Origin of the sequence: Streptomyces sp. NPDC007157 (assembly GCF_040634235.1) — a bacterium.
GTDB lineage: Bacteria > Actinomycetota > Actinomycetes > Streptomycetales > Streptomycetaceae > Streptomyces.
The window spans coordinates 170,168-188,087 of sequence record NZ_JBEYFE010000012.1; the positions used below are offsets into that span (position 1 = coordinate 170,168).

Here is a 17,920-nt window from a genome sequence, read left to right on the forward strand (position 1 = left end):
GGCTACTTCTCCACCTTCGTCTTGTAACCCCGCCCCCACTGCAGCCCCCACCCGTACAGGCGGTCCAGCTCCCCCTGGAACCCGTACACGAACTTCACCTCGCGCCGGACGACCAGCTCGCCCTTCAAGTTCTCGATCATGACCACCGCACAGGACCGGGCCTGCGGATGCCGTTCGTCCAGGCCTATCTCGATCCGCGGCCCGTTGCTCGGGTACAGCGTCACGATCGCGTGGGTACGGTCGAACGCCGGCGTCTGGTCGTAGATGTACACGAACACCAGCAACCGCTTGATGTCATCGCGATGATCCAGGTTGACGTACATCGTCTCGCCGGACGCCGACCCGAACCGGTCGTCGCCGCTGAGCTTGATGTACGGCGGTGCGTTGACGTCCCCGAGCAGGCCGCCGAGCGGCTGTACGACCCCCTTGCTCCCGTCGGTCAGCTCGTACAGCGCCCCGAGGTCGAGGTCGACGTTGACCATGCTCTGCCCGTGCCCGACCACCTCCGGCGGTCGGAGCGCCTTGAAGGGGTGCCGGAACAGGCTGGTCCGCTGCTCGCCGTCGAAGTCGGACGTCCGCATCCGCCAGCTCAGGTTGACGCGCAGGTTGCCGGTGGCCGCGCCCTGCTTGGTGAGGGACACCTGCTGGTGCCGCTTGGTGAGCTCGATGGAGTTGGACGCGGCGCTGCCCGAGTCGAACTCGGCCGCCCTTCCGCCCAGCAGCCCGTCGAAGAAACCCATTCCCGCCCCCAGAGACTTCTGCCGACGCCGCGGGGCGGCCGGCCGTGCCGGCCGCCCCGAACAGAGCGTTCCTCGTCCAGAAGGGTGTCACACCCTCCGTTTTCGGCCCGGTGAGCCGGTTCAGACGCCGGACGAGACCTCAGCCTTCTCGTCCGTCCCCGCTTTTCCCTCGGCCACCGCCAGCCGCTGGTTGCGTCGCACCGAGGACCAGAACGACCAGCCGATCAGGACGACGCCGACGAGACCGGTGATGACCTCGTTGATCTGGTACTGAATGGTGACCATCAGGATGACCGCCAGCGCGCCGATCGCGTAGTGGGCGCCGTGCTCCAGATAGACGTAGTCGTCGAGGGTGCCCTGCCGGACCAGGTAGACCGTGAGCGACCGGACGTACATCGCGCCGATGCCGAGGCCGAGGGCCATGAGCACGATGTCGTTGGTGATGGCGAACGCGCCGATCACGCCGTCGAAGGAGAAGGACGCGTCCAGGACCTCCAGGTAGAGGAACATGAAGAAGGCGGCCTGGCCGGCCAGGACGACCGCCGACTTCTTCCTGCCGGTGCGCTCGGCCTCTTCCTCCTCCTCGTGCTCGCGCTCCTCCTCGGCTTCCAGCCGGTCCTCGAAGAAGCCGGAGAGGCCGCCGACGATCATGTAGGTGATCAGACCGGCGATACCCGCGATCAGGACCGTCTGCGCCTTGTCGACGTGGCCGCCGCCGTGCTGGTGGGCGTGGGTGGCGAAGGTGAAGGAGGTGACCAGCAGGACGATCAGGGCGATGCAGACCGCCAGCATGTCGACCTTGCCGAGCTTGGCCAGCGGGCGCTCGATCCAGCGCAGCCACTGGATGTCCCGGTCCTCGAAGATGAAGTCGAGGAAGATCATCAGCAGGAACATACCGCCGAAGGCGGCGATCGCCGGGTGGGCGTCGGTGACCAGTTCCTGGTAGCGGTCCTTGTTGTTGAGCGCGAGGTCGACGGCCTCGATGGGGCCCATCTTGGCGGTCACCGCGACGATCACGACGGGGAAGACCAGCCGCATGCCGAAGACCGCGATGAGAACACCGACCGTGAGGAAGATCTTCTGCCAGAAGGCACTCATCTTCTTCAGGATTCCGGCATTGACGACCGCGTTGTCGAACGACAGGGAGATCTCGAGGACGGCGAGGATCGCGACGATGCCGAAGGCCTCCCACCCCCCGTAGAAGACCGCGGCGACCAGGCCGAGCGCGGTGATCGCGAACGACCAGCCGAAGGTTTTCAGAAGCACTGGCTACCCAATCATGGTGTGGTACGGGTCTCTCCCGCGCCGTACTCGGCTTTACTCACTGTTGACCACGGAGTCTAGAGGGCGTCGGTGTCCTGCGGCTCGCGCGGGCCCCACATCCGGCTGTGACGGGTACTACGAGACGTTCACACCGAAGTCGAGCGCGATACCCCGCAGCCCGGACGCGTAGCCCTGGCCGACCGCCCGGAACTTCCACTCGCCCTGGTACCGGTAGAGCTCACCGAAGATCATGGCGGTCTCGGTGGAGGCGTCCTCGCTGAGGTCGTAGCGGGCGAGCTCCTGGCCGTCGGCCTGGTTGACGACCCGGATGAACGCGTTGGAGACCTGGCCGAAGGTCTGGCCGCGCTCGTCGGCCATGTGGATGGAGACCGGGAAGATGATCTTGTCGCACTCGGCCGGCACCTTGGGCAGATCGACCAGAATCGATTCGTCGTCGCCGTCGCCCTCACCGGTGAGGTTGTCACCGGTGTGCTCGACGGAGCCGTCGGGGCTCTTGAGCTGGTTGTAGAAGACGAACCACTCGTCGCCGAGCACCCGGCCGTCCTTGCACAGCAACGCGCTGGCGTCCAGGTCGAAGGGGGCGCCGGTGGTGGAGCGGGCGTCCCAGCCGAGTCCGATCATGACGTTGGTGAGGTTCGGTGCGGCCTTGGAGAGGGAGACATTGCCTCCCTTGGCGAGCGTGACGCCCATGGTGATGGTCCTCCCCTAGTGGTGCTTCTCCGGTTGTCCTGCGCGTCCGGCGCCGACCGTAAACGGTGCGGCGCCGGACAGAGCGGACGTGCGAGTGCCGAGGCCCTCGGATGATGGGCTCAGACGTTGACGCCGAAGTCCTGGGCGATGCCGCGCAGGCCGGAGGCGTAGCCCTGGCCGATGGCACGGAACTTCCACTCCGCGCCGTTGCGGTACAGCTCGCCGAAGACCATCGCGGTCTCGGTCGAGGCGTCCTCGGACAGGTCGTAGCGGGCGATCTCGGCGCCGCCGGCCTGGTTCACCACGCGGATGAACGCGTTGCGGACCTGGCCGAAGGACTGCTGACGGTTGTCGGCGTCGTAGATCGACACCGGGAAGACGATCTTGTCGACGTCGGCGGGGACCGTGGCCAGGTTGACCTTGATCACCTCGTCGTCGCCCTCGCCCTCACCGGTGATGTTGTCACCGGTGTGCTCGACCGAGCCGTCGGGGCTCTTGAGGTTGTTGAAGAAGACGAAGTTCTGGTCGCTGGCGACCTTGCCGGCCGTGTCCAGCAGCAGCGCGCTGGCGTCCAGGTCGAAGTCGGCGCCGGTGGTGGTCCGGACGTCCCAGCCCAGACCGACGAGGACCGCGGTCAGGCCCGGGGCCTCCTTCGTCAGCGAAACGTTGCCGCCCTTGCTGAGGCTGACTCCCACGAGTCCTCCCTTGTGGTGTCCAGGGGCGGGGAGCCCCCGTCGTGCTTCGGATACCGGATCAACGATTCGATCCTAGTGACGGGTTCCCGCCCCCCGCAGGCCCTGGACCCCGAAGAATTACCGGGTGTCGGCCGTGTCGCCCCCTAGGGGATCGACGGGCGGCCCGCGGAGCGGTCTACAGGGCGTCGAGCGCCCGCACGTAGTCGTTCAGGTCGCGCGCGTCCGGCAGTCCGTTGACCACGGTCCACCGCACGACACCCTCCTTGTCGATGACGAAGGTGCCGCGGACCGCGCAGCCCTTGGCCTCGTCGAAGACGCCGTAGGCGCGCGAGGTCTCGCCGTGCGGCCAGAAGTCGCTGAGCAGCGGGTACTCCAGGCCCTCCTGCTCGGCGAAGACCCGCAGGGTGTGGATGGAGTCGTTGGAGACGGCGAGCAGCTGGGTGCCGCGGTCCTCGAACTGCGGCAGGTTGTCGCGCAACTCGCACAGCTCACCGGTGCACACGCCCGTGAAGGCGAACGGATAGAAGAGCAGCACGACGTTCTTCTCGCCGCGGAAGTCGGACAGCTTCACGGACCGGCCGTGGTTGTCCTTGAGCTCGAAGTCGGGCGCCTTGTCGCCGACCTGGATCGCCATCGCTGCATCCCTTCGTAAGGGGCTGTTCGGGTGAGGACACCCTATGCGGCGACCCTCGCGCGGCGATCACGGCAGGCCGACGGACGGACCGGGGAACGGTCCGTCCGCCGGTCGGGGCTCAGCGCTTCTTGGCGGCGCCCTTCGGGGTCAGCAGCCGGCTGCCGTTCCAGTCCTTGCCCACGCTGACGCTCTTGGTCTGCGAGAGGCCGGCGGTCGTCGCCGCCTCGCCGATGTCGCTCGGCTCGACGTAGCCGTCACGGCCCGTCTTCGGAGTCAGCAGCAGGATCCAGCCGCCTTCCTCCATGTAGGTGACGGCATCCACCAGCGCGTCCGTCAGGTCGCCGTCATCCTCACGGAACCACAGCACCACGGCGTCGGCCACGTCGTCGTAGTCCTCGTCCACCAACTCGGTGCCGATGGTGTCTTCGATGGACTCGCGGAGTTCCTGGTCGACGTCGTCGTCGTAGCCGATCTCCTGGACCACCTGGTCTGGCTGGAACCCCAGCCTGACGGCAGGGGTGGTCCGCTCCTCCGCGTGGTCCGCGGTCGCGCTCACGGGTTGCCTCCTGATCATGTCTTGTTGATTAACTCAGCCACGCGCGTGCGCGAAGCATTGGCCGTAGTCCACACGGGCGGGACCGATCGCGCAAGTACCCGGCCGTTCAGACCGCCGAAACGGTGACGATCCCGGCCGTGTCGCCGCAACTCCCGGCACCGTATCGCAGACAGGTGTGGCTCACACCACTCCCTTTTGCCCGCTATGTTCCTTTCGGAATCATCCTCACATACGACGGTCGAACGAGTTTGCCAAACACGTCACACCCCGGGCGTATCGTTGCGTTTTGGCCGGGACCGAGTTACCTCACGGTAGAGATGACGTGCGCTGCCCCGAGGTGGACGATGGACAGCGGTGCAGGGAAACGCAGGGAATCAGTGCCCCTCTGACAGGTAAGGAACAGCGTGGCTTCCGGATCCGATCGCAACCCGATCATCATTGGCGGCCTTCCGAGTCAGGTTCCTGACTTCGATCCCGAGGAAACCCAGGAGTGGCTCGACTCGCTCGACGCCGCCGTGGACGAGCGCGGCCGGGAACGGGCCCGTTATCTGATGCTCCGCCTGATCGAGCGCGCCCGCGAGCGGCGGGTGGCCGTTCCCGAGATGCGCAGCACGGACTACGTCAACACGATCCCCACCCGCGCGGAGCCGTTCTTCCCGGGCAACGAGGAGATCGAGCGCAAGGTCCTCAACGCGACCCGCTGGAACGCGGCCGTGATGGTCTCCCGCGCCCAGCGTCCGGGCATCGGCGTCGGCGGCCACATCGCCACCTTCGCCTCCTCAGCGTCCCTCTACGACGTCGGCTTCAACCACTTCTTCCGCGGCAAGGACGACGGCCACGGCGGCGACCAGGTCTTCTTCCAGGGCCACGCCTCCCCCGGTATCTACGCACGCGCGTTCCTGCTCGACCGGCTCGGCGAGGAGCAGCTGGACGGCTTCCGCCAGGAGAAGTCGAAATACCCGAACGGCCTCTCCAGCTACCCGCACCCGCGCTCCATGCCGGACTTCTGGGAGTTCCCGACGGTGTCGATGGGCCTCGGCCCGATCGGCGCGATCTACCAGGCGCGGATGAACCGCTACATGCACGCGCGCGGGATCGCCGACACCTCGAAGTCGCACGTCTGGGCGTTCCTCGGCGACGGCGAGATGGACGAGCCGGAGTCGCTCGGCCAGCTGTCCATCGCCGCGCGCGAGGGCCTGGACAACCTGACCTTCGTCGTCAACTGCAACCTCCAGCGGCTCGACGGCCCGGTACGCGGCAACGGCAAGATCATCCAGGAGCTGGAGTCGGTCTTCCGGGGCGCCGGCTGGAACGTGATCAAGCTGGTCTGGGACCGCACCTGGGACCCGCTGCTCGCCCAGGACCGCGACGGCGTCCTGGTCAACAAGATGAACACGACCCCCGACGGTCAGTTCCAGACCTACGCCACCGAGTCCGGCGCGTACATCCGCGACCACTTCTTCGGCGACGACCAGCGGCTGCGCGCGATGGTCGAGCACATGACCGACGACCAGATCCTGCACCTGGGCCGCGGCGGCCACGACCACCGCAAGATCTACGCGGCGTTCAAGGCGGCCACCGAGCACCGGGGCCAGCCGACGGTCATCCTGGCCAAGACGATCAAGGGCTGGACGCTGGGCCCGAACTTCGAGGGCCGCAACGCCACGCACCAGATGAAGAAGCTGACGGTCGCCGACCTCAAGGGCTTCCGGGACCGGCTGCACCTGCCGATCTCCGACCAGGAGCTGGAGTCCGGCCTGCCGCCGTACTACCACCCGGGCCGGAACTCGGAGGAGATCCAGTACATGCACGACCGGCGCAAGGGGCTCGGCGGCTACGTCCCGACCCGCGTCGTACGCTCCCAGCCGCTCGCCCTGCCGGACGACAAGACGTACGCGACCGTGAAGAAGGGCACCGGCCAGCAGTCCATCGCGACCACCATGGCCTTTGTCCGTCTCCTCAAGGACCTCATGCGGGACAAGGAGCTCGGCCGCCGCTTCGTACTGATCGCGCCGGACGAGTACCGCACCTTCGGCATGGACTCCTTCTTCCCGAGCGCGAAGATCTACAACCCCCTCGGCCAGCAGTACGAGGCGGTCGACCGCGACCTGCTGCTCGCCTACAAGGAGTCGCCGACCGGCCAGATGCTGCACGACGGCATCTCCGAGGCCGGCTGCACGGCCTCCCTGATCGCGGCGGGCTCGGCCTACGCCACCCACGGCGAGCCGCTCATCCCGGTCTACGTCTTCTACTCGATGTTCGGTTTCCAGCGCACCGGCGACCAGTTCTGGCAGATGGCCGACCAGCTGGCGCGCGGTTTCGTCCTGGGCGCGACCGCCGGCCGTACGACCCTGACCGGTGAGGGCCTCCAGCACGCCGACGGCCACTCCCAGCTGCTCGCCTCGACGAACCCGGGCTGTGTGGCCTACGACCCGGCGTACGCGTACGAGATCGCGCACATCGTCCAGGACGGCCTGCGCCGCATGTACGGCAGCGACGCCGAGCACCCGCACGGCGAGGACGTCTTCTACTACCTGACCGTCTACAACGAGCCGATCCAGCACCCGGCCGAGCCGGCCGGCGTGGACGTGGAGGGCATCCTCAAGGGCATCCACCGGATCAGCGCGGGCGCCGACGGCACCGTCCCGGCGCAGATCATGGCGTCCGGTGTCGCGGTCCCCTGGGCGATCGAGGCCCAGCGGATCCTCGCCGCGGACTGGAACGTGAAGGCCGACGTCTGGTCCGCCACCTCCTGGAACGAGCTGCGGCGCGAGGCCGTGGCCTGCGAGGAGCACAACCTCCTCCACCCGGAGGAGGAGCAGCGCACCCCGTACGTGACGCGCAAGCTGAGCGGCGCCGAGGGTCCGTTCGTGGCCGTGTCCGACTGGATGCGATCGGTTCCGGACCAGATCGCGCGCTGGGTGCCGGGCACGTACCAGTCGCTGGGCGCCGACGGCTTCGGCTTCGCCGACACGCGCGGTGCGGCACGCCGGTTCTTCCACATCGACGCGCAGTCGATCGTGGTCGCGGTGCTGACCGAGCTGGCCCGTGAGGGCAGGCTCGACCGCTCGGTGCTCAAGCAGGCCATCGACCGGTACCAGCTGCTGGACGTGACCGCGGCGCACCCGGGCGCGGCGGGCGGCGACGCGTAGCCGCTGCGCCCGGCTTCGGCCGGGGCGGGCGGTGCGGGCGGTGGGGAGCTGCGGGTCCGGCGGAGGCCGGTCGCGCAGTTCCCCGCGCCCCTTCGGGGCGCGGACAGTGCCTACGATGCCCACATGGAGCCACAGTCCGCGCAGGTGCGTTGGGAGCAGCTGACCCAACGGCCGTTGCTGGCGCTCGCGGTGGCCTTCGCCGTCGCCTACGCCCTGCCGATCGTGGACAGTTCCGCGGGGCACGGCCTCACCGCGGTCTGCACGGTGGCGGAGTGGGTGGTCTGGGGCTCTTTCGCCGTGGACTACCTGGTACGGCTGACCCTGGCGCCCCGGCGCAAGGAGTTCGTGAGGACCCACTGGATAGACCTGTGCGCGGTGGTGCTGCCGCTGCTCCAGCCGCTGCGGCTGCTGCGGCTCGTCGCGACGCTGACGCTGGTGGGGCGGCGGGCCCGGATGGCCTCGCAGATCCAGCTGACGACGTACGTGGTGGGCGCGGTCGTCGGACTGCTGATGTTCGGGTCGCTGGCCGTGCTCTCGGTGGAGCGGGACTCCCCGAACGGGAACATCCGGACGCTGGGTGACGCGCTGTGGTGGTCGTTCACCACGATGACGACGGTGGGGTACGGCGACCACGCGCCGACGACCGGGCTGGGCCGGATGATCGCGGTCGGCCTGATGCTGTCCGGGATCGCCCTGCTGGGTGTGGTGACGGCGAACATCGCGACGTGGTTCATCGCCCGGTTCGAGAAGGACGACGTGGAGGAGCGCCGGCAGACGGAGGCGATCGCACTGCTGACGGACGAAGTACGGGCGCTGCGAGCCGAGATGGCTGCTTTGCGGGACGGGGTGGGGGCTGAGGTGACGGTGTTGCGCTCACCGGCGCCGGCGGGGTGCCGCTGCGTCCAGCCGTGCCGCACGGGGGTGCCCCCAGGCCTTTCGGGCTCTGAGGGAGGCACGACCGCCCGCGGCTGAGCAAGCCCCGTAAGGGGCGCGGGGCTGTGTCGATCTGCGGCTCCGCCGCGCGGGCGCGAGCGGCCCCCACCGGCCCGCGGGCTACAGCGATACGCCGCCCAGCCACAGCAACGCCAGCAGCGTGTCGATCGCCCCCAGCACCACCGCCACCAGCGCCGGTATGGAACTCCTCGGGTTCCATGCCCGGCCCATGGAGAGCCAGCCGCACACCAGTGCCGCCGGCCCCAGCACGATCCCGAGCGCGAAGAAGCCGACCACGGCGAATATCGTGCCGATGATTCCGAGCGTGCCACGGTCCAGCCCGTCCCGCATACCTGCGCGGCCGCGTGAACGGGGGTACCCACGTGTTCGTTGGCCGAAGCTCGCCATCATCAACTCCCTGGTCTCCATGGACTGTTCGGGTGCGATGACCGGGTACCCCTGTTCCGCGTCCGCAGACCTGCCCGCGCGCTGCCCCCCTCCAGCAGCGCGCCGCGGCCCGGCTGCCCTCCCATGCCCTGCGGAGGACTTGACCCACTGTGACCTGCGGCGCGTGCCGAGGGCGAGGAACCTTTAGCGGAGTCACCCGGATAGGGGAAATCCAGCAAAAGAAACCGGATATATCGGCCTGAGCGGTGCGCTGAACCCGCGTCAGATGTGCCCGACGCCCGCGCCGGCGTCCGCGTTCTCGCCGCGCTTGGTGAGCAGCGCGACCAGGATCGCGACCGCCGCCACACCCGCCGCGACCAACGAGGCGAGGCTCATGCCGGAGATGAACGTGTCGTGGGCGACGCCGGAGATCTTCGCGGCGATCTCCGCGGGCGTCCCCTCGGCGACCGGCGCGACACCGACCTGGACCGCCTCGGAGGCCTGCGCCAGCTGCGCGTCGGTCAGCTTCGGCAGCCCCGCGTCGGCCCAGTTGCCCGGCAGGTCGCTGTCGACCTTGGAGGCCATCACGGCGCCCAGCACGGCCGTACCGAGGCTGCCGCCGATCTGCATCGCGGCCTGCTGGAGACCACCGGCCACCCCGGACAGCTCCATCGCCGCGTTGCCGACGATGACCTCGGTGGCGCCGACCATGACCGGCGCGAGGCCGAGGCCGAGCAGGGCGAACCAGATCGACATCACGCCGCTGCCGGTGTCCGCCTTCAGGGTGGACATGCCGTACATGGCGATCGCGGTGGCCGCCATGCCGCCGGCCAGCGGGATCCGCGGGCCGAGCTTGGTGATGGCGGCGCCGGCCAGCGGGGAGCCGACGATCATCATGCCGGTGAGGGGCAGCAGATGGAGGCCGGCGTCCACCGGGTCCATGCCGTGGACGTTCTGGAGGTAGAACGTCACGAAGAACAGGCCGCCCATGAAGGCGATGGCCATCAGGACCATCAGGACCACGCCCGCGGAGAGCGGGACCGAGCGGAACAGGGTGAGCGGGATCAGCGGCTCCTTGACCCTGGTCTCCCAGAAGGAGAAGAGGGCGAAGCCCAGCACGGACACGGCGAGGAACGTCCACGTCAGGCCGGCGCCCCAGCCCCAGCTCGGCGCCTTGATGAGCGCCCAGACCAGGCAGAACATCGCGCCGGAGAGCAGGGCGATGCCGAGCAGGTCGAAGGAGCGCGGGGCGTTCTCCGCGCGGTGGTCGCGCAGGATCAGCACGCCCAGGACAAGGGCGAGCAGGCCGACCGGCACGTTGATGAAGAACACCGACTGCCAGCTGACGTGCTGCACCAGCACACCGCCGAGGATCGGGCCGCCCGCGGTGGAGGCGCCGATGACCATGCCCCAGATGCCGATGGCCATGTTGAGCTTCTCGGCCGGGAAGGTGGCTCGCAGCAGGCCCAGCGCGGCCGGCATCAGCAGCGCGCCGAACAGGCCCTGGAAGACCCGGAAGGTGACGACCAGGCCGATGCTGTCGGACAGGCCGATGGCGCCCGAGGCGGCGGCGAAGCCGACGACGCCGATCAGGAAGGTCTGCCGGTGGCCGAAGCGGTCACCGAGCTTGCCCGCGGTGATCAGGGAGACCGCGAGGGCGAGGAAGTAGCCGTTGGTGATCCACTGCACCTGGGCGAAGGTGGCGCCGAGGTCCTTCTGGATCGCCGGGTTGGCGATGGCCACGATGGTGCCGTCGAGGGCGACCATCATGACCCCGACGGCGACGGTGATCAGGGTGAACCAGGGATGGCCGCGCAGGCCGGCGGCCGGCGGCTGTTCCGGCAGGGCTGCAGGTGTTACGTCCCCCGACCCCGCCGTGTCGATCGTGGTCTGACTAGTCATACGATCGAGGCTAGTGACAGCGACTGACAGTTGACAAACGAAATCACTAGTCAGTAACTGTCAGACATGGAAACGCTGCGCGAACGCAAGAAACAGCGCACCCGGGACGCGCTGCTGCGCAACGCGCTGGAGCTGTTCGTGACCCGGGGCTACGAGCACACCACCGTCGACGAGATCGCCGAGTCCGTCGACGTCTCGCAGCGCACCTTCTTCCGCTACTTCGCCAGCAAGGAGGACGTGGCCTTCTTCGTGCCACGGCTCACCGAGGCGCACTACGTCGAGGCGGTGCGCCGGCGCCCGGCCGAGGAGACCCCGCTGGAGGCGCTGCGCCGGGCCGTCATGGACAGCTGGGACAGCATCGAGGAGGCCATCGAGCGGTATGTCCCGGTGGAACTGCTGATGCGCACGTACAAGATGATCGAGGCGACGCCGGTGCTGTTCGCCGCCCATCTGCGGCGCCAGTCGGAGACGGAGGAGGAGATCGCGCGGATCATCGCCGAGCGGGAGGGCGTCGACCCGGACACCGACCCGCGGCCCCGGCTCGTGGTCGCCGTGTTCGGTGCGGTCATCCGGGTCACCGAGCGGCACTGGTCGGTCGGTGACGACTTCAGCGTCACGGCGATCCGCGCACTCACCTCGTCGTACCTCGATCAAGTGGGACCGGCGCTCACCGGGAACTGGCGCGAGCACCCCGCGAGCTGAGACAGGCCGCACGCGTCGTGATGGACCACACGTTTGCCGAAACGTGATAACTGTCACTCGGTTACCGCGAGACCCCTTCGTTCTCCTAGTGTGTCCTCCCAGTGACTTCCTTCGACACCTCCCCGCCACTGAACGTCTGGCGCGCGCTGCTCGCCCTGGCCGTGGTGTTCGTGATGCTCGCGACCACCGGCTGGACGGCCATGCGCACGCACCGCGAGACCACCGCCTTGCAGACCTCCCTCGACAAGTGGGAGCACGGCAGACTGCGCGGTCTCCACCTGCCGGACCCGGAGGCGTCCCCCGCGCTGCTCACCCGTTTCTTCGCCACGCTCACCGTGCGGGAGCGCGACCGGCTCGTGCACCGCTACCCGCTCGCGCTCGGCAACATGAACGGCGCCCCGGCCGCCCTGCGCTACCGGGCCAACCACATCGCCCTCGACCAGCAGCGCGCCGTCGAGAAGAAACGTATGCACGACCCACGGCTCACCGCGGCCGGACAGCAGGACGCGGGCCACCGGATGCACCGCTACGAGGCGTTGATGGCGAAGGGCCGGCAGATCCTCGCCTTCGACCCGGACGGCAGCGGCCGGGTCGCCGAGGTGTTCGGCGACCTCACCAGGGCCGAGCGGATCTCCGTCGTCGTCCCCGGCGTCGACACCGACCTGCTCACCTTCCAGCGGACGAACCGTCAGTACACCGCGCCGGTCGGCATGGCCAAGGCGCTGTACAAGGCGGAGCGCACGGCGAGCCCCTCGACCCGTACGGCGGTGATCGCCTGGGCCGACTACACCGCGCCCGACGGTCTCGGCGTGGGCGCGGCGACCGGCACGGCCGCCGCGCGGGGCGCCGTACGCCTCAACGCGCTGCTGCGCGCGCTGCCCGGCGAGGCGCCGGTGTCGATGTTCTGCCACAGCTACGGCTCGGTGGTCTGCGGGGTGGCCGCGCACGACATGCCGGACCGGGTGTCCGACATAGCGGTGGCCGCCAGCCCCGGGATGCGGGTCGAGAACGCCTCCCAGCTGGACACCTCGGCCCGGGTGTGGGCGATGCGGGACGCCACCGACTGGATCCAGGACGTCCCCTACATGGAGTTCGGCGGACTCGGCCACGGCGCCGACCCCGTCTCCTCCTCCTTCGGGGCACGGGTGTTGTCGGCGCGCGACGCACAGGGACACGCCGGCTACTTCGAGCCGGGCACGGACAGCCTGGGCAATCTCGCCGACATCGGGGTTGGCGCGTACGGCGCGGTGACGTGTGCCCACGACGATGACGGGTGCCGGACGGGTTTGTCCGGCACGTTGATGGCCGGACGCGCGTAGAGACAGCAGGAAGTGCGGTATGCGCGGGGATGGGACTGGGAAGCACGTGCCGCATACGATGAGCCGCATGGGTGACGTACTGGCCGGATTTCATGCCGCCTGGGAGTTCGAGTCCGACTCCGTGCTCATCCGCTACGAACGGGGGATTCGCACACCCAGGCTCTTCCAGACGCTGGGAGAACGCCGGCTGCCGTTCGCCGCGCTCGCGGGGGTGACGCTCGCTCCCGGCAAACGGGGCACCGTGGTCCTGCGAGCCGAGCCGCGGCCGGGCGCCGATCCCCTGATGGAGGCCGCCGCCGGGCAGCTGAAGGACGGCAGCGACCCCTACCGGCTCGTCCTTCCGGCCGAGCGGGAGACCCTCGCGGAGTACTACGCCGACGAACTGCGCGCGCTGCTCACCGAGTCCGCGTCCGAGCCGGCCGAAAGGTTCCTGGTGCCCGCGCCCGAGGCACCCCGGCAGTTCAAGGCGTACGACGGCAAGGCGAGCTTCGACGGCCGGGCCGTGCACTTCCGCTGGTCGTGGACGGGCGCGTCGACGGCCAAGTGGAAGGCCGGCGACCAGCGCTTCGCGGTGGCCGACCTCGGGGGCGTGGAGTGGCGGTCCCCTGAGGTCTTCGAGGGGCACCTACGACTGCTGCGCCGCGCGGACCTCACGGGGGCGGCGCCGGCGGTCCCGGCCGACCAGGACCCCGCGACCGTGGTGTTCGGGCTCGGGTACGGGCCGGTGCACGAGTCGTTGCCGTTCGCCGCGGCGGTCCTGGAGGCGGTACGGGCGAAGGGCGGGGCCGCACTGCCGGCGTCGGCGGGCCGGCGGGACCCCGCCGACATCGCGGAGCGGATTCGCCATCTGGGCGAACTGCACGAGGCGGGGCTGGTCACCGACGAGGAGTTCGCCGCGAAGAAGGCGGAGCTGCTGGCCGAGCTGTGAGGGCGCCTCAGCTCCCGCTCGTCCCATAGAAGCTGATCTTCCGGTCCAGCACCGACAGGGTGTCGTGCAGCTCGGCGATCCGTGCCACGACGTCCCTGCGTGTCTGTTCCAGCAGCTCCCGGCGCTCCAGGTAGGTGCCGTCGCCCTCCCGTACCAGCTCCGCGTAGCGGACCATGTCCGCCACCGGCATCCCGGTCAGCCGGAGCTTGGTCACGAAGTCCAGCCAGTCCAGGTCGCTGTTGCTGTAGCGGCGCTGGCCGGTGTGGGAGCGGTCGATGTGGGACATCAGCCCGATCCGCTCGTACCAGCGCAGGGTGTGGGCGGTCAGTCCGGTGAAGGCGACGACCTCGCTGATCGTGTAGTGGTCCTGGCCCTCGGGGCGCGGATGCCGGCGGGGCGGAGCGGAACAGATGTCGGCGGGTGCGCGGTCGGACTGCTGAGTGGGCGCCGCGGTCGAGGTCTGCATCACCGTCATGACCCAACGCTATGACCTTGGAGTGCGCTCGAAGCAAGCGGAACCCGGTAAGACGGTGAGAAATCCGCGCGACGCGGGGGACGGCCGCTGACTACCGTGCGCGGGTATGAGTCTCGTACGCCGTGCCAGGCCCGAGGACGCACCCGAAGTGCTGCGTCTGCGCCAGATCATGATCGACGCACTGCCCGGTGGGGACGCCACCACCCACTGGCACGCCCTGGCGCTGCCGGGGCTCCGGGGGAGACTGGGCGAGCCGGACGGGGACTTCGCCGCCTTCGTCGTCGACCACCCGGACCGGCCGGGGGCGCTGGCCGCGCTGGTCGTCGGGACCCTCGACTACCGGATCGGCAAGGCCTCCAGTCCGCACGGGCGCTCCGGGTACGTCTTCAGCGTGGCCACCGACCCGGACGCGCGTCGCCGCGGGTACGCGCGCGCGTGCATGGCGGAACTGCTGGCCTGGTTCCGCGAGCGGGGCGCCGGGCAGGTCATGCTGACCGCGTCCGCCGAGGCCGAGTCCCTCTACGCCGCGCTCGGCTTCGTCCACAAGCCGGACCCCACGATGACCCTGACGCTCTGATCCGCTTAGGCTCGTCGGCATGTCCTTGCAGAGCCTTGCGTTGATCGAGAACTGGCCGGTCCCCACCGCGGCGGCGGGTGCCGTACGGGCCGACGGGACGGTGCTGGGCACCCACGGTCCGGCCGGGCAGCGCTTCCCGCTGGCCTCCGTGACCAAGCCGCTCGCCGCGTACGCGGTGCTCGTCGCGTACGAGGAGGGGGCGGTCGAGTTCGACGAGCCGGCCGGTCCCGAGGGGTCGACGGTACGGCATCTGCTCGCGCACACCTCGGGGCTGGCCTTCGACGAACACCGGGTGACGGCGCCGCCCGGGGAGCGGCGGCTGTACTCCAACGCCGGGTTCGAGGTGCTCGGGGACCATGTCGCCAAGGCGACGGAGATGCCGTTCGGCGAGTATCTGCGGCAGGCGGTCCTCGAGCCGCTGGGCATGACGTCGACGTCTCTCGAAGGGTCACCGGCGAAGGACGGCGTCTCCTCGGTCTCCGACCTGCTCCGCTTCGCGGCGGAGCTGCAGGCGCCGAGGCTGCTGGACCCGCGGACGGTGGCGGAGGCGACGCTGACCGTCCAATACCCCGGGACCAAGGGCGTGTTGCCGGGGTACGGCCACCAGAACCCGAACGACTGGGGCCTCGGCTTCGAGATCCGGGACTCCAAGTCCCCGCACTGGACGGGGTCCTTGTCCTCGCCGCGGACGTTCGGTCACTTCGGCCAGTCGGGGACGTTCCTGTGGGTGGACCCCGAAGCGGGCGTGGCCTCCGTGGCCCTGACGGGCCGTGCGTTCGGCCCCTGGGCGGTGGAGGCGTGGCCGCCCTTCACGGACTCGGTACTGACGGAGCTGCGCGGCTGAGGCCGGCGGGGGCGGGGTGGGGACGCTCAACGCCCCGTAAGGGGCGCGGGGAACTGCGCGAACGGCCCCCACCGGGCCGCAGCCGACGGACGGTCGCAGCTACCCCGCCATTTCCCACAGCAACACCTCCGCCGCCGTGATCCCGAGCGCCTCCAGGTCCTTCGCCTCCGTCACCCGAACCGAGTCCCCCGCCTCCAACTGCTCCCCGCCCACCCGCACTTCCCCCCGCACCACGTGCACGTACACATACGCCCCGTCCGGCACCGCCGTCCGCTCCCCCGCTCCCAGACGGCGGACGTGCAGCATCGCGCCGGCCTCCGGGACCGCGTACGGGGTGGAGTCGGCGATGCCGCGGACGATGTCGTACGACGGCTCGCCGCCGGGGCGCACCGGTGCCAGCCACATCTGGACGAAGGTCAGGGGCAGCTCCCCGTCGTTGCGCTCCACGTGGCGGACGCCCCCCGCCGAGCTGAGCCGCTGCACGTCCCCCCGGCGCACCACCGTCTCGTTGCCCGCCGAGTCCCGGTGGGTCAGCTCGCCCTCGACCACCCAGGTCACGATCTCGGTGTGGCTGTGCGGATGCTCATCGAAGCCGGCGTCCGGCGCCAGGCGCTCCTCGTTGCACGCGATGATCGCGCCGAAGCGGAGGTTGTCGGGGTCGTAGTGCGGCCCGAAGGAGAAGGCGTGGCGGGACTCGATCCCGGCCGCCGGGTCTCCTCCGGGATAACGCTCCGCGGCGCGCCTCACGTCCATCACGAAGCCACCGTAGACCGCAGTCGGCACCCGGCGGCGCATGCTCCCGTCCGGATAAGGCAGTCTTGTCCCCGTGCCCGAACCCGTAACCCGCAAGTCCGACCCCTCGGCTCATGCAGTCCACCAGCACTCCGCGACCCTGAAGCGGCTGGAGAAGTCGTCCGGCAGCCTCGCCGCCCAGGCCATCGCGCGGATGGACGAGACCCTGCCGTGGTACCGGGCCATGCCCCCGGAGAACCGCTCCTGGATCGGGCTCGTCGCCCAGGCGGGTATCGCGGCTTTCACCGAGTGGTTCCGGCACCCCGACGCACCCCAGGCCATCTCCACCGACGTCTTCGGGACCGCCCCGCGTGAGCTGACCCGGGCGATCACCCTGCGGCAGACCGTGGAGATGGTGCGGACGACCATCGAGGTCATGGAGAGCGCCATCGACGAGGTGGCGGCCCCCGGCGACGAGAGAGTGCTGCGCGAGGCGCTGCTGGTCTACGCCCGGGAGATCGCCTTCGCCACCGCCCAGGTGTACGCGCAGGCCGCCGAGGCACGGGGTGCCTGGGACGCCCGGCTGGAGTCGCTGGTCGTCAACGCGGTGCTGAGCGGGGAGGCCGACGAGGGGGCGGTGAGCCGGGCCGCCGCGCTGGGCTGGAACTCGCCCGAGCATGTGTGTGTCGTACTCGGTACCGCCCCCGAAGGGGACAGCGAGCTGACCGTCGAGGCCATCCGGCGGGCCGCCCGGCACGCCAAGCTGCAGGTCCTCACCGGGGTGCTCGGGGACCGGCTCGTCGTCATCGCGGGCGGCAACGACAACCCGCTGGCCGTCGCCAAGTCGCTGATCGGCCCTTATGCCGCCGGGCCGGTGGTCGCGGGGCCCGTCGTACCCGATCTGCTGGCCGCCACCCGGTCCGCGCAGGCCGCCGCCGCGGGGCTGAAGGCCTGTTCCGCCTGGCAGGACGCGCCGCGGCCGGTGCTGGCGGACGACCTGCTTCCGGAACGCGCCATGGCGGGCGATCCGGGCGCGCGCGAGCAGTTGGTGGAGGAGATCTACAGACCGCTGGAAGAAGCGGGCTCGGCGCTGCTGGAAACGCTGAGCGTCTATCTGGAACAGGCGAGCAGCCTGGAGGGCGCGGCCCGGATGCTCTTCGTCCACCCGAACACCGTGCGCTACCGGCTCCGACGTGTGACTGACGTCACCGGATGGTCGCCGTCCGATGTACGATCCGCCTTCACGCTGCGGATCGCACTGATCCTGGGGCGTCTGGTCGATGGAGATCCCCAGCCATAGGATTTTGTCGGGGGTCCACAAAACCCCCTCGTGTTCTTCGTCCTTGTCCCCACGGGCGGCCGTGGGGTTC

Annotated in this window: 18 protein-coding genes; 8 read left to right on the forward strand and 10 right to left on the reverse strand. The window is 69.6% G+C overall.

The window, feature by feature from the left end:
- Window positions 1–2: 2 nt before the first annotated feature.
- From ABZ642_RS22910 to ABZ642_RS22935, 6 genes are all read right to left on the reverse strand, one after another.
- Entirely contained in the window at window positions 3–740 is a 738-nt protein-coding gene (locus ABZ642_RS22910; protein WP_360487007.1) for a Tellurium resistance, read from the reverse strand.
- A gap of 120 nt (window positions 741–860) precedes the next feature.
- Window positions 861–2,006 carry a DUF475 domain-containing protein gene (locus tag ABZ642_RS22915; RefSeq protein WP_360487010.1) on the reverse strand — a complete coding sequence of 382 codons (1,146 nt, stop codon included), beginning with the start codon at window positions 2,004–2,006 and terminating at the stop codon, window positions 861–863.
- 132 nt (window positions 2,007–2,138) lie between these two features.
- On the reverse strand, window positions 2,139–2,714 hold the full coding sequence (locus ABZ642_RS22920; protein WP_360487013.1) for a TerD family protein: 576 nt from the start codon (window positions 2,712–2,714) through the stop codon (window positions 2,139–2,141).
- A gap of 119 nt (window positions 2,715–2,833) precedes the next feature.
- Window positions 2,834–3,409 carry a TerD family protein gene (locus tag ABZ642_RS22925; protein ID WP_360487016.1) on the reverse strand — a complete coding sequence of 192 codons (576 nt, stop codon included), beginning with the start codon at window positions 3,407–3,409 and terminating at the stop codon, window positions 2,834–2,836.
- A 175-nt stretch (window positions 3,410–3,584) separates the two neighbouring features.
- On the reverse strand, window positions 3,585–4,043 hold the full coding sequence (locus tag ABZ642_RS22930; protein WP_360487018.1) for a peroxiredoxin: 459 nt from the start codon (window positions 4,041–4,043) through the stop codon (window positions 3,585–3,587).
- Window positions 4,044–4,161: 118 nt separating this feature from the next.
- Entirely contained in the window at window positions 4,162–4,599 is a 438-nt protein-coding gene (locus ABZ642_RS22935) for a DUF3052 domain-containing protein (RefSeq protein ID WP_351692127.1), read from the reverse strand.
- A gap of 404 nt (window positions 4,600–5,003) precedes the next feature.
- Between ABZ642_RS22935 and aceE the strand changes: the two genes are divergently transcribed.
- Together aceE and ABZ642_RS22945 are read left to right on the forward strand one after the other, a co-directional pair.
- Window positions 5,004–7,751, forward strand: coding sequence for a pyruvate dehydrogenase (acetyl-transferring), homodimeric type (gene aceE, locus ABZ642_RS22940; RefSeq protein WP_360487022.1), 2,748 nt, complete (start codon window positions 5,004–5,006; stop codon window positions 7,749–7,751).
- A 123-nt stretch (window positions 7,752–7,874) separates the two neighbouring features.
- Window positions 7,875–8,723, forward strand: coding sequence for a potassium channel family protein (locus tag ABZ642_RS22945; protein WP_360487025.1), 849 nt, complete (start codon window positions 7,875–7,877; stop codon window positions 8,721–8,723).
- Between the two features lie 81 nt (window positions 8,724–8,804).
- Here the strand turns inward: ABZ642_RS22945 and ABZ642_RS22950 are convergent, their stop codons facing one another.
- Both ABZ642_RS22950 and ABZ642_RS22955 read right to left on the reverse strand, forming a co-directional pair.
- Window positions 8,805–9,092, reverse strand: coding sequence for a small hydrophobic protein (locus ABZ642_RS22950; protein ID WP_360487330.1), 288 nt, complete (start codon window positions 9,090–9,092; stop codon window positions 8,805–8,807).
- 261 nt (window positions 9,093–9,353) lie between these two features.
- On the reverse strand, window positions 9,354–10,973 hold the full coding sequence (locus ABZ642_RS22955) for an MFS transporter (protein WP_360487028.1): 1,620 nt from the start codon (window positions 10,971–10,973) through the stop codon (window positions 9,354–9,356).
- Window positions 10,974–11,039: 66 nt separating this feature from the next.
- On the opposite strand from ABZ642_RS22955, the gene ABZ642_RS22960 reads away from it, so the two are divergent.
- From ABZ642_RS22960 to ABZ642_RS22970, 3 genes are all read left to right on the forward strand, one after another.
- Window positions 11,040–11,675, forward strand: coding sequence for a TetR family transcriptional regulator (locus ABZ642_RS22960; protein WP_360487031.1), 636 nt, complete (start codon window positions 11,040–11,042; stop codon window positions 11,673–11,675).
- Between the two features lie 101 nt (window positions 11,676–11,776).
- Window positions 11,777–12,994: an alpha/beta hydrolase gene (locus tag ABZ642_RS22965; RefSeq protein WP_360487034.1), complete on the forward strand. Its 1,218-nt coding sequence runs from the start codon at window positions 11,777–11,779 to the stop codon at window positions 12,992–12,994.
- Between the two features lie 67 nt (window positions 12,995–13,061).
- Complete coding sequence (locus tag ABZ642_RS22970) at window positions 13,062–13,922, forward strand: DUF4429 domain-containing protein (RefSeq protein WP_360487037.1); 861 nt, start codon at window positions 13,062–13,064, stop codon at window positions 13,920–13,922.
- A 7-nt stretch (window positions 13,923–13,929) separates the two neighbouring features.
- Here ABZ642_RS22970 and ABZ642_RS22975 read toward each other — a convergent pair whose 3' ends face one another.
- Window positions 13,930–14,397: a MerR family transcriptional regulator gene (locus tag ABZ642_RS22975; protein ID WP_360487040.1), complete on the reverse strand. Its 468-nt coding sequence runs from the start codon at window positions 14,395–14,397 to the stop codon at window positions 13,930–13,932.
- Window positions 14,398–14,503: 106 nt separating this feature from the next.
- On the opposite strand from ABZ642_RS22975, the gene ABZ642_RS22980 reads away from it, so the two are divergent.
- Together ABZ642_RS22980 and ABZ642_RS22985 are read left to right on the forward strand one after the other, a co-directional pair.
- On the forward strand, window positions 14,504–14,974 hold the full coding sequence (locus ABZ642_RS22980) for an N-acetyltransferase (protein WP_360487043.1): 471 nt from the start codon (window positions 14,504–14,506) through the stop codon (window positions 14,972–14,974).
- A 19-nt stretch (window positions 14,975–14,993) separates the two neighbouring features.
- A complete protein-coding gene (locus ABZ642_RS22985) occupies window positions 14,994–15,818 on the forward strand; it encodes a serine hydrolase domain-containing protein (RefSeq protein ID WP_360487046.1) in 825 nt (274 codons plus the stop codon).
- Between the two features lie 99 nt (window positions 15,819–15,917).
- Here ABZ642_RS22985 and ABZ642_RS22990 read toward each other — a convergent pair whose 3' ends face one another.
- The gene (locus tag ABZ642_RS22990) at window positions 15,918–16,571 is read right to left on the reverse strand and encodes a pirin family protein (protein ID WP_360487333.1); all 654 of its coding nucleotides are present in this window, start codon (window positions 16,569–16,571) and stop codon (window positions 15,918–15,920) included.
- Between the two features lie 73 nt (window positions 16,572–16,644).
- Here ABZ642_RS22990 and ABZ642_RS22995 point away from each other — a divergent pair, with 73 nt between their 5' ends.
- Window positions 16,645–17,850, forward strand: a complete 1,206-nt coding sequence (locus tag ABZ642_RS22995) for a helix-turn-helix domain-containing protein (RefSeq protein ID WP_360487049.1) — start codon at window positions 16,645–16,647, stop codon at window positions 17,848–17,850.
- The last annotated feature ends 70 nt before the right edge of the window (window positions 17,851–17,920 follow it).

Excerpts from the sequence above, each read along its gene's own strand:
- ABZ642_RS22950 (WP_360487330.1), bottom strand. The coding sequence starts at position 9,092 with ATGGCGAGCTTCGGCCAACGAACACGTGGGTACCCCCGTTCACGCGGC.
- ABZ642_RS22920 (WP_360487013.1), bottom strand. The coding sequence starts at position 2,714 with ATGGGCGTCACGCTCGCCAAGGGAGGCAATGTCTCCCTCTCCAAGGCC.
- ABZ642_RS22945 (WP_360487025.1), top strand. The coding sequence starts at position 7,875 with ATGGAGCCACAGTCCGCGCAGGTGCGTTGGGAGCAGCTGACCCAACGG.
- ABZ642_RS22955 (WP_360487028.1), bottom strand. The coding sequence starts at position 10,973 with ATGACTAGTCAGACCACGATCGACACGGCGGGGTCGGGGGACGTAACA.
- ABZ642_RS22930 (WP_360487018.1), bottom strand. The coding sequence starts at position 4,043 with ATGGCGATCCAGGTCGGCGACAAGGCGCCCGACTTCGAGCTCAAGGAC.
- ABZ642_RS22990 (WP_360487333.1), bottom strand. The coding sequence starts at position 16,571 with ATGGACGTGAGGCGCGCCGCGGAGCGTTATCCCGGAGGAGACCCGGCG.
- ABZ642_RS22910 (WP_360487007.1), bottom strand. The coding sequence starts at position 740 with ATGGGTTTCTTCGACGGGCTGCTGGGCGGAAGGGCGGCCGAGTTCGAC.
- ABZ642_RS22960 (WP_360487031.1), top strand. The coding sequence starts at position 11,040 with ATGGAAACGCTGCGCGAACGCAAGAAACAGCGCACCCGGGACGCGCTG.
- ABZ642_RS22975 (WP_360487040.1), bottom strand. The coding sequence starts at position 14,397 with ATGACGGTGATGCAGACCTCGACCGCGGCGCCCACTCAGCAGTCCGAC.
- ABZ642_RS22970 (WP_360487037.1), top strand. The coding sequence starts at position 13,062 with ATGGGTGACGTACTGGCCGGATTTCATGCCGCCTGGGAGTTCGAGTCC.
- ABZ642_RS22985 (WP_360487046.1), top strand. The coding sequence starts at position 14,994 with ATGTCCTTGCAGAGCCTTGCGTTGATCGAGAACTGGCCGGTCCCCACC.
- ABZ642_RS22980 (WP_360487043.1), top strand. The coding sequence starts at position 14,504 with ATGAGTCTCGTACGCCGTGCCAGGCCCGAGGACGCACCCGAAGTGCTG.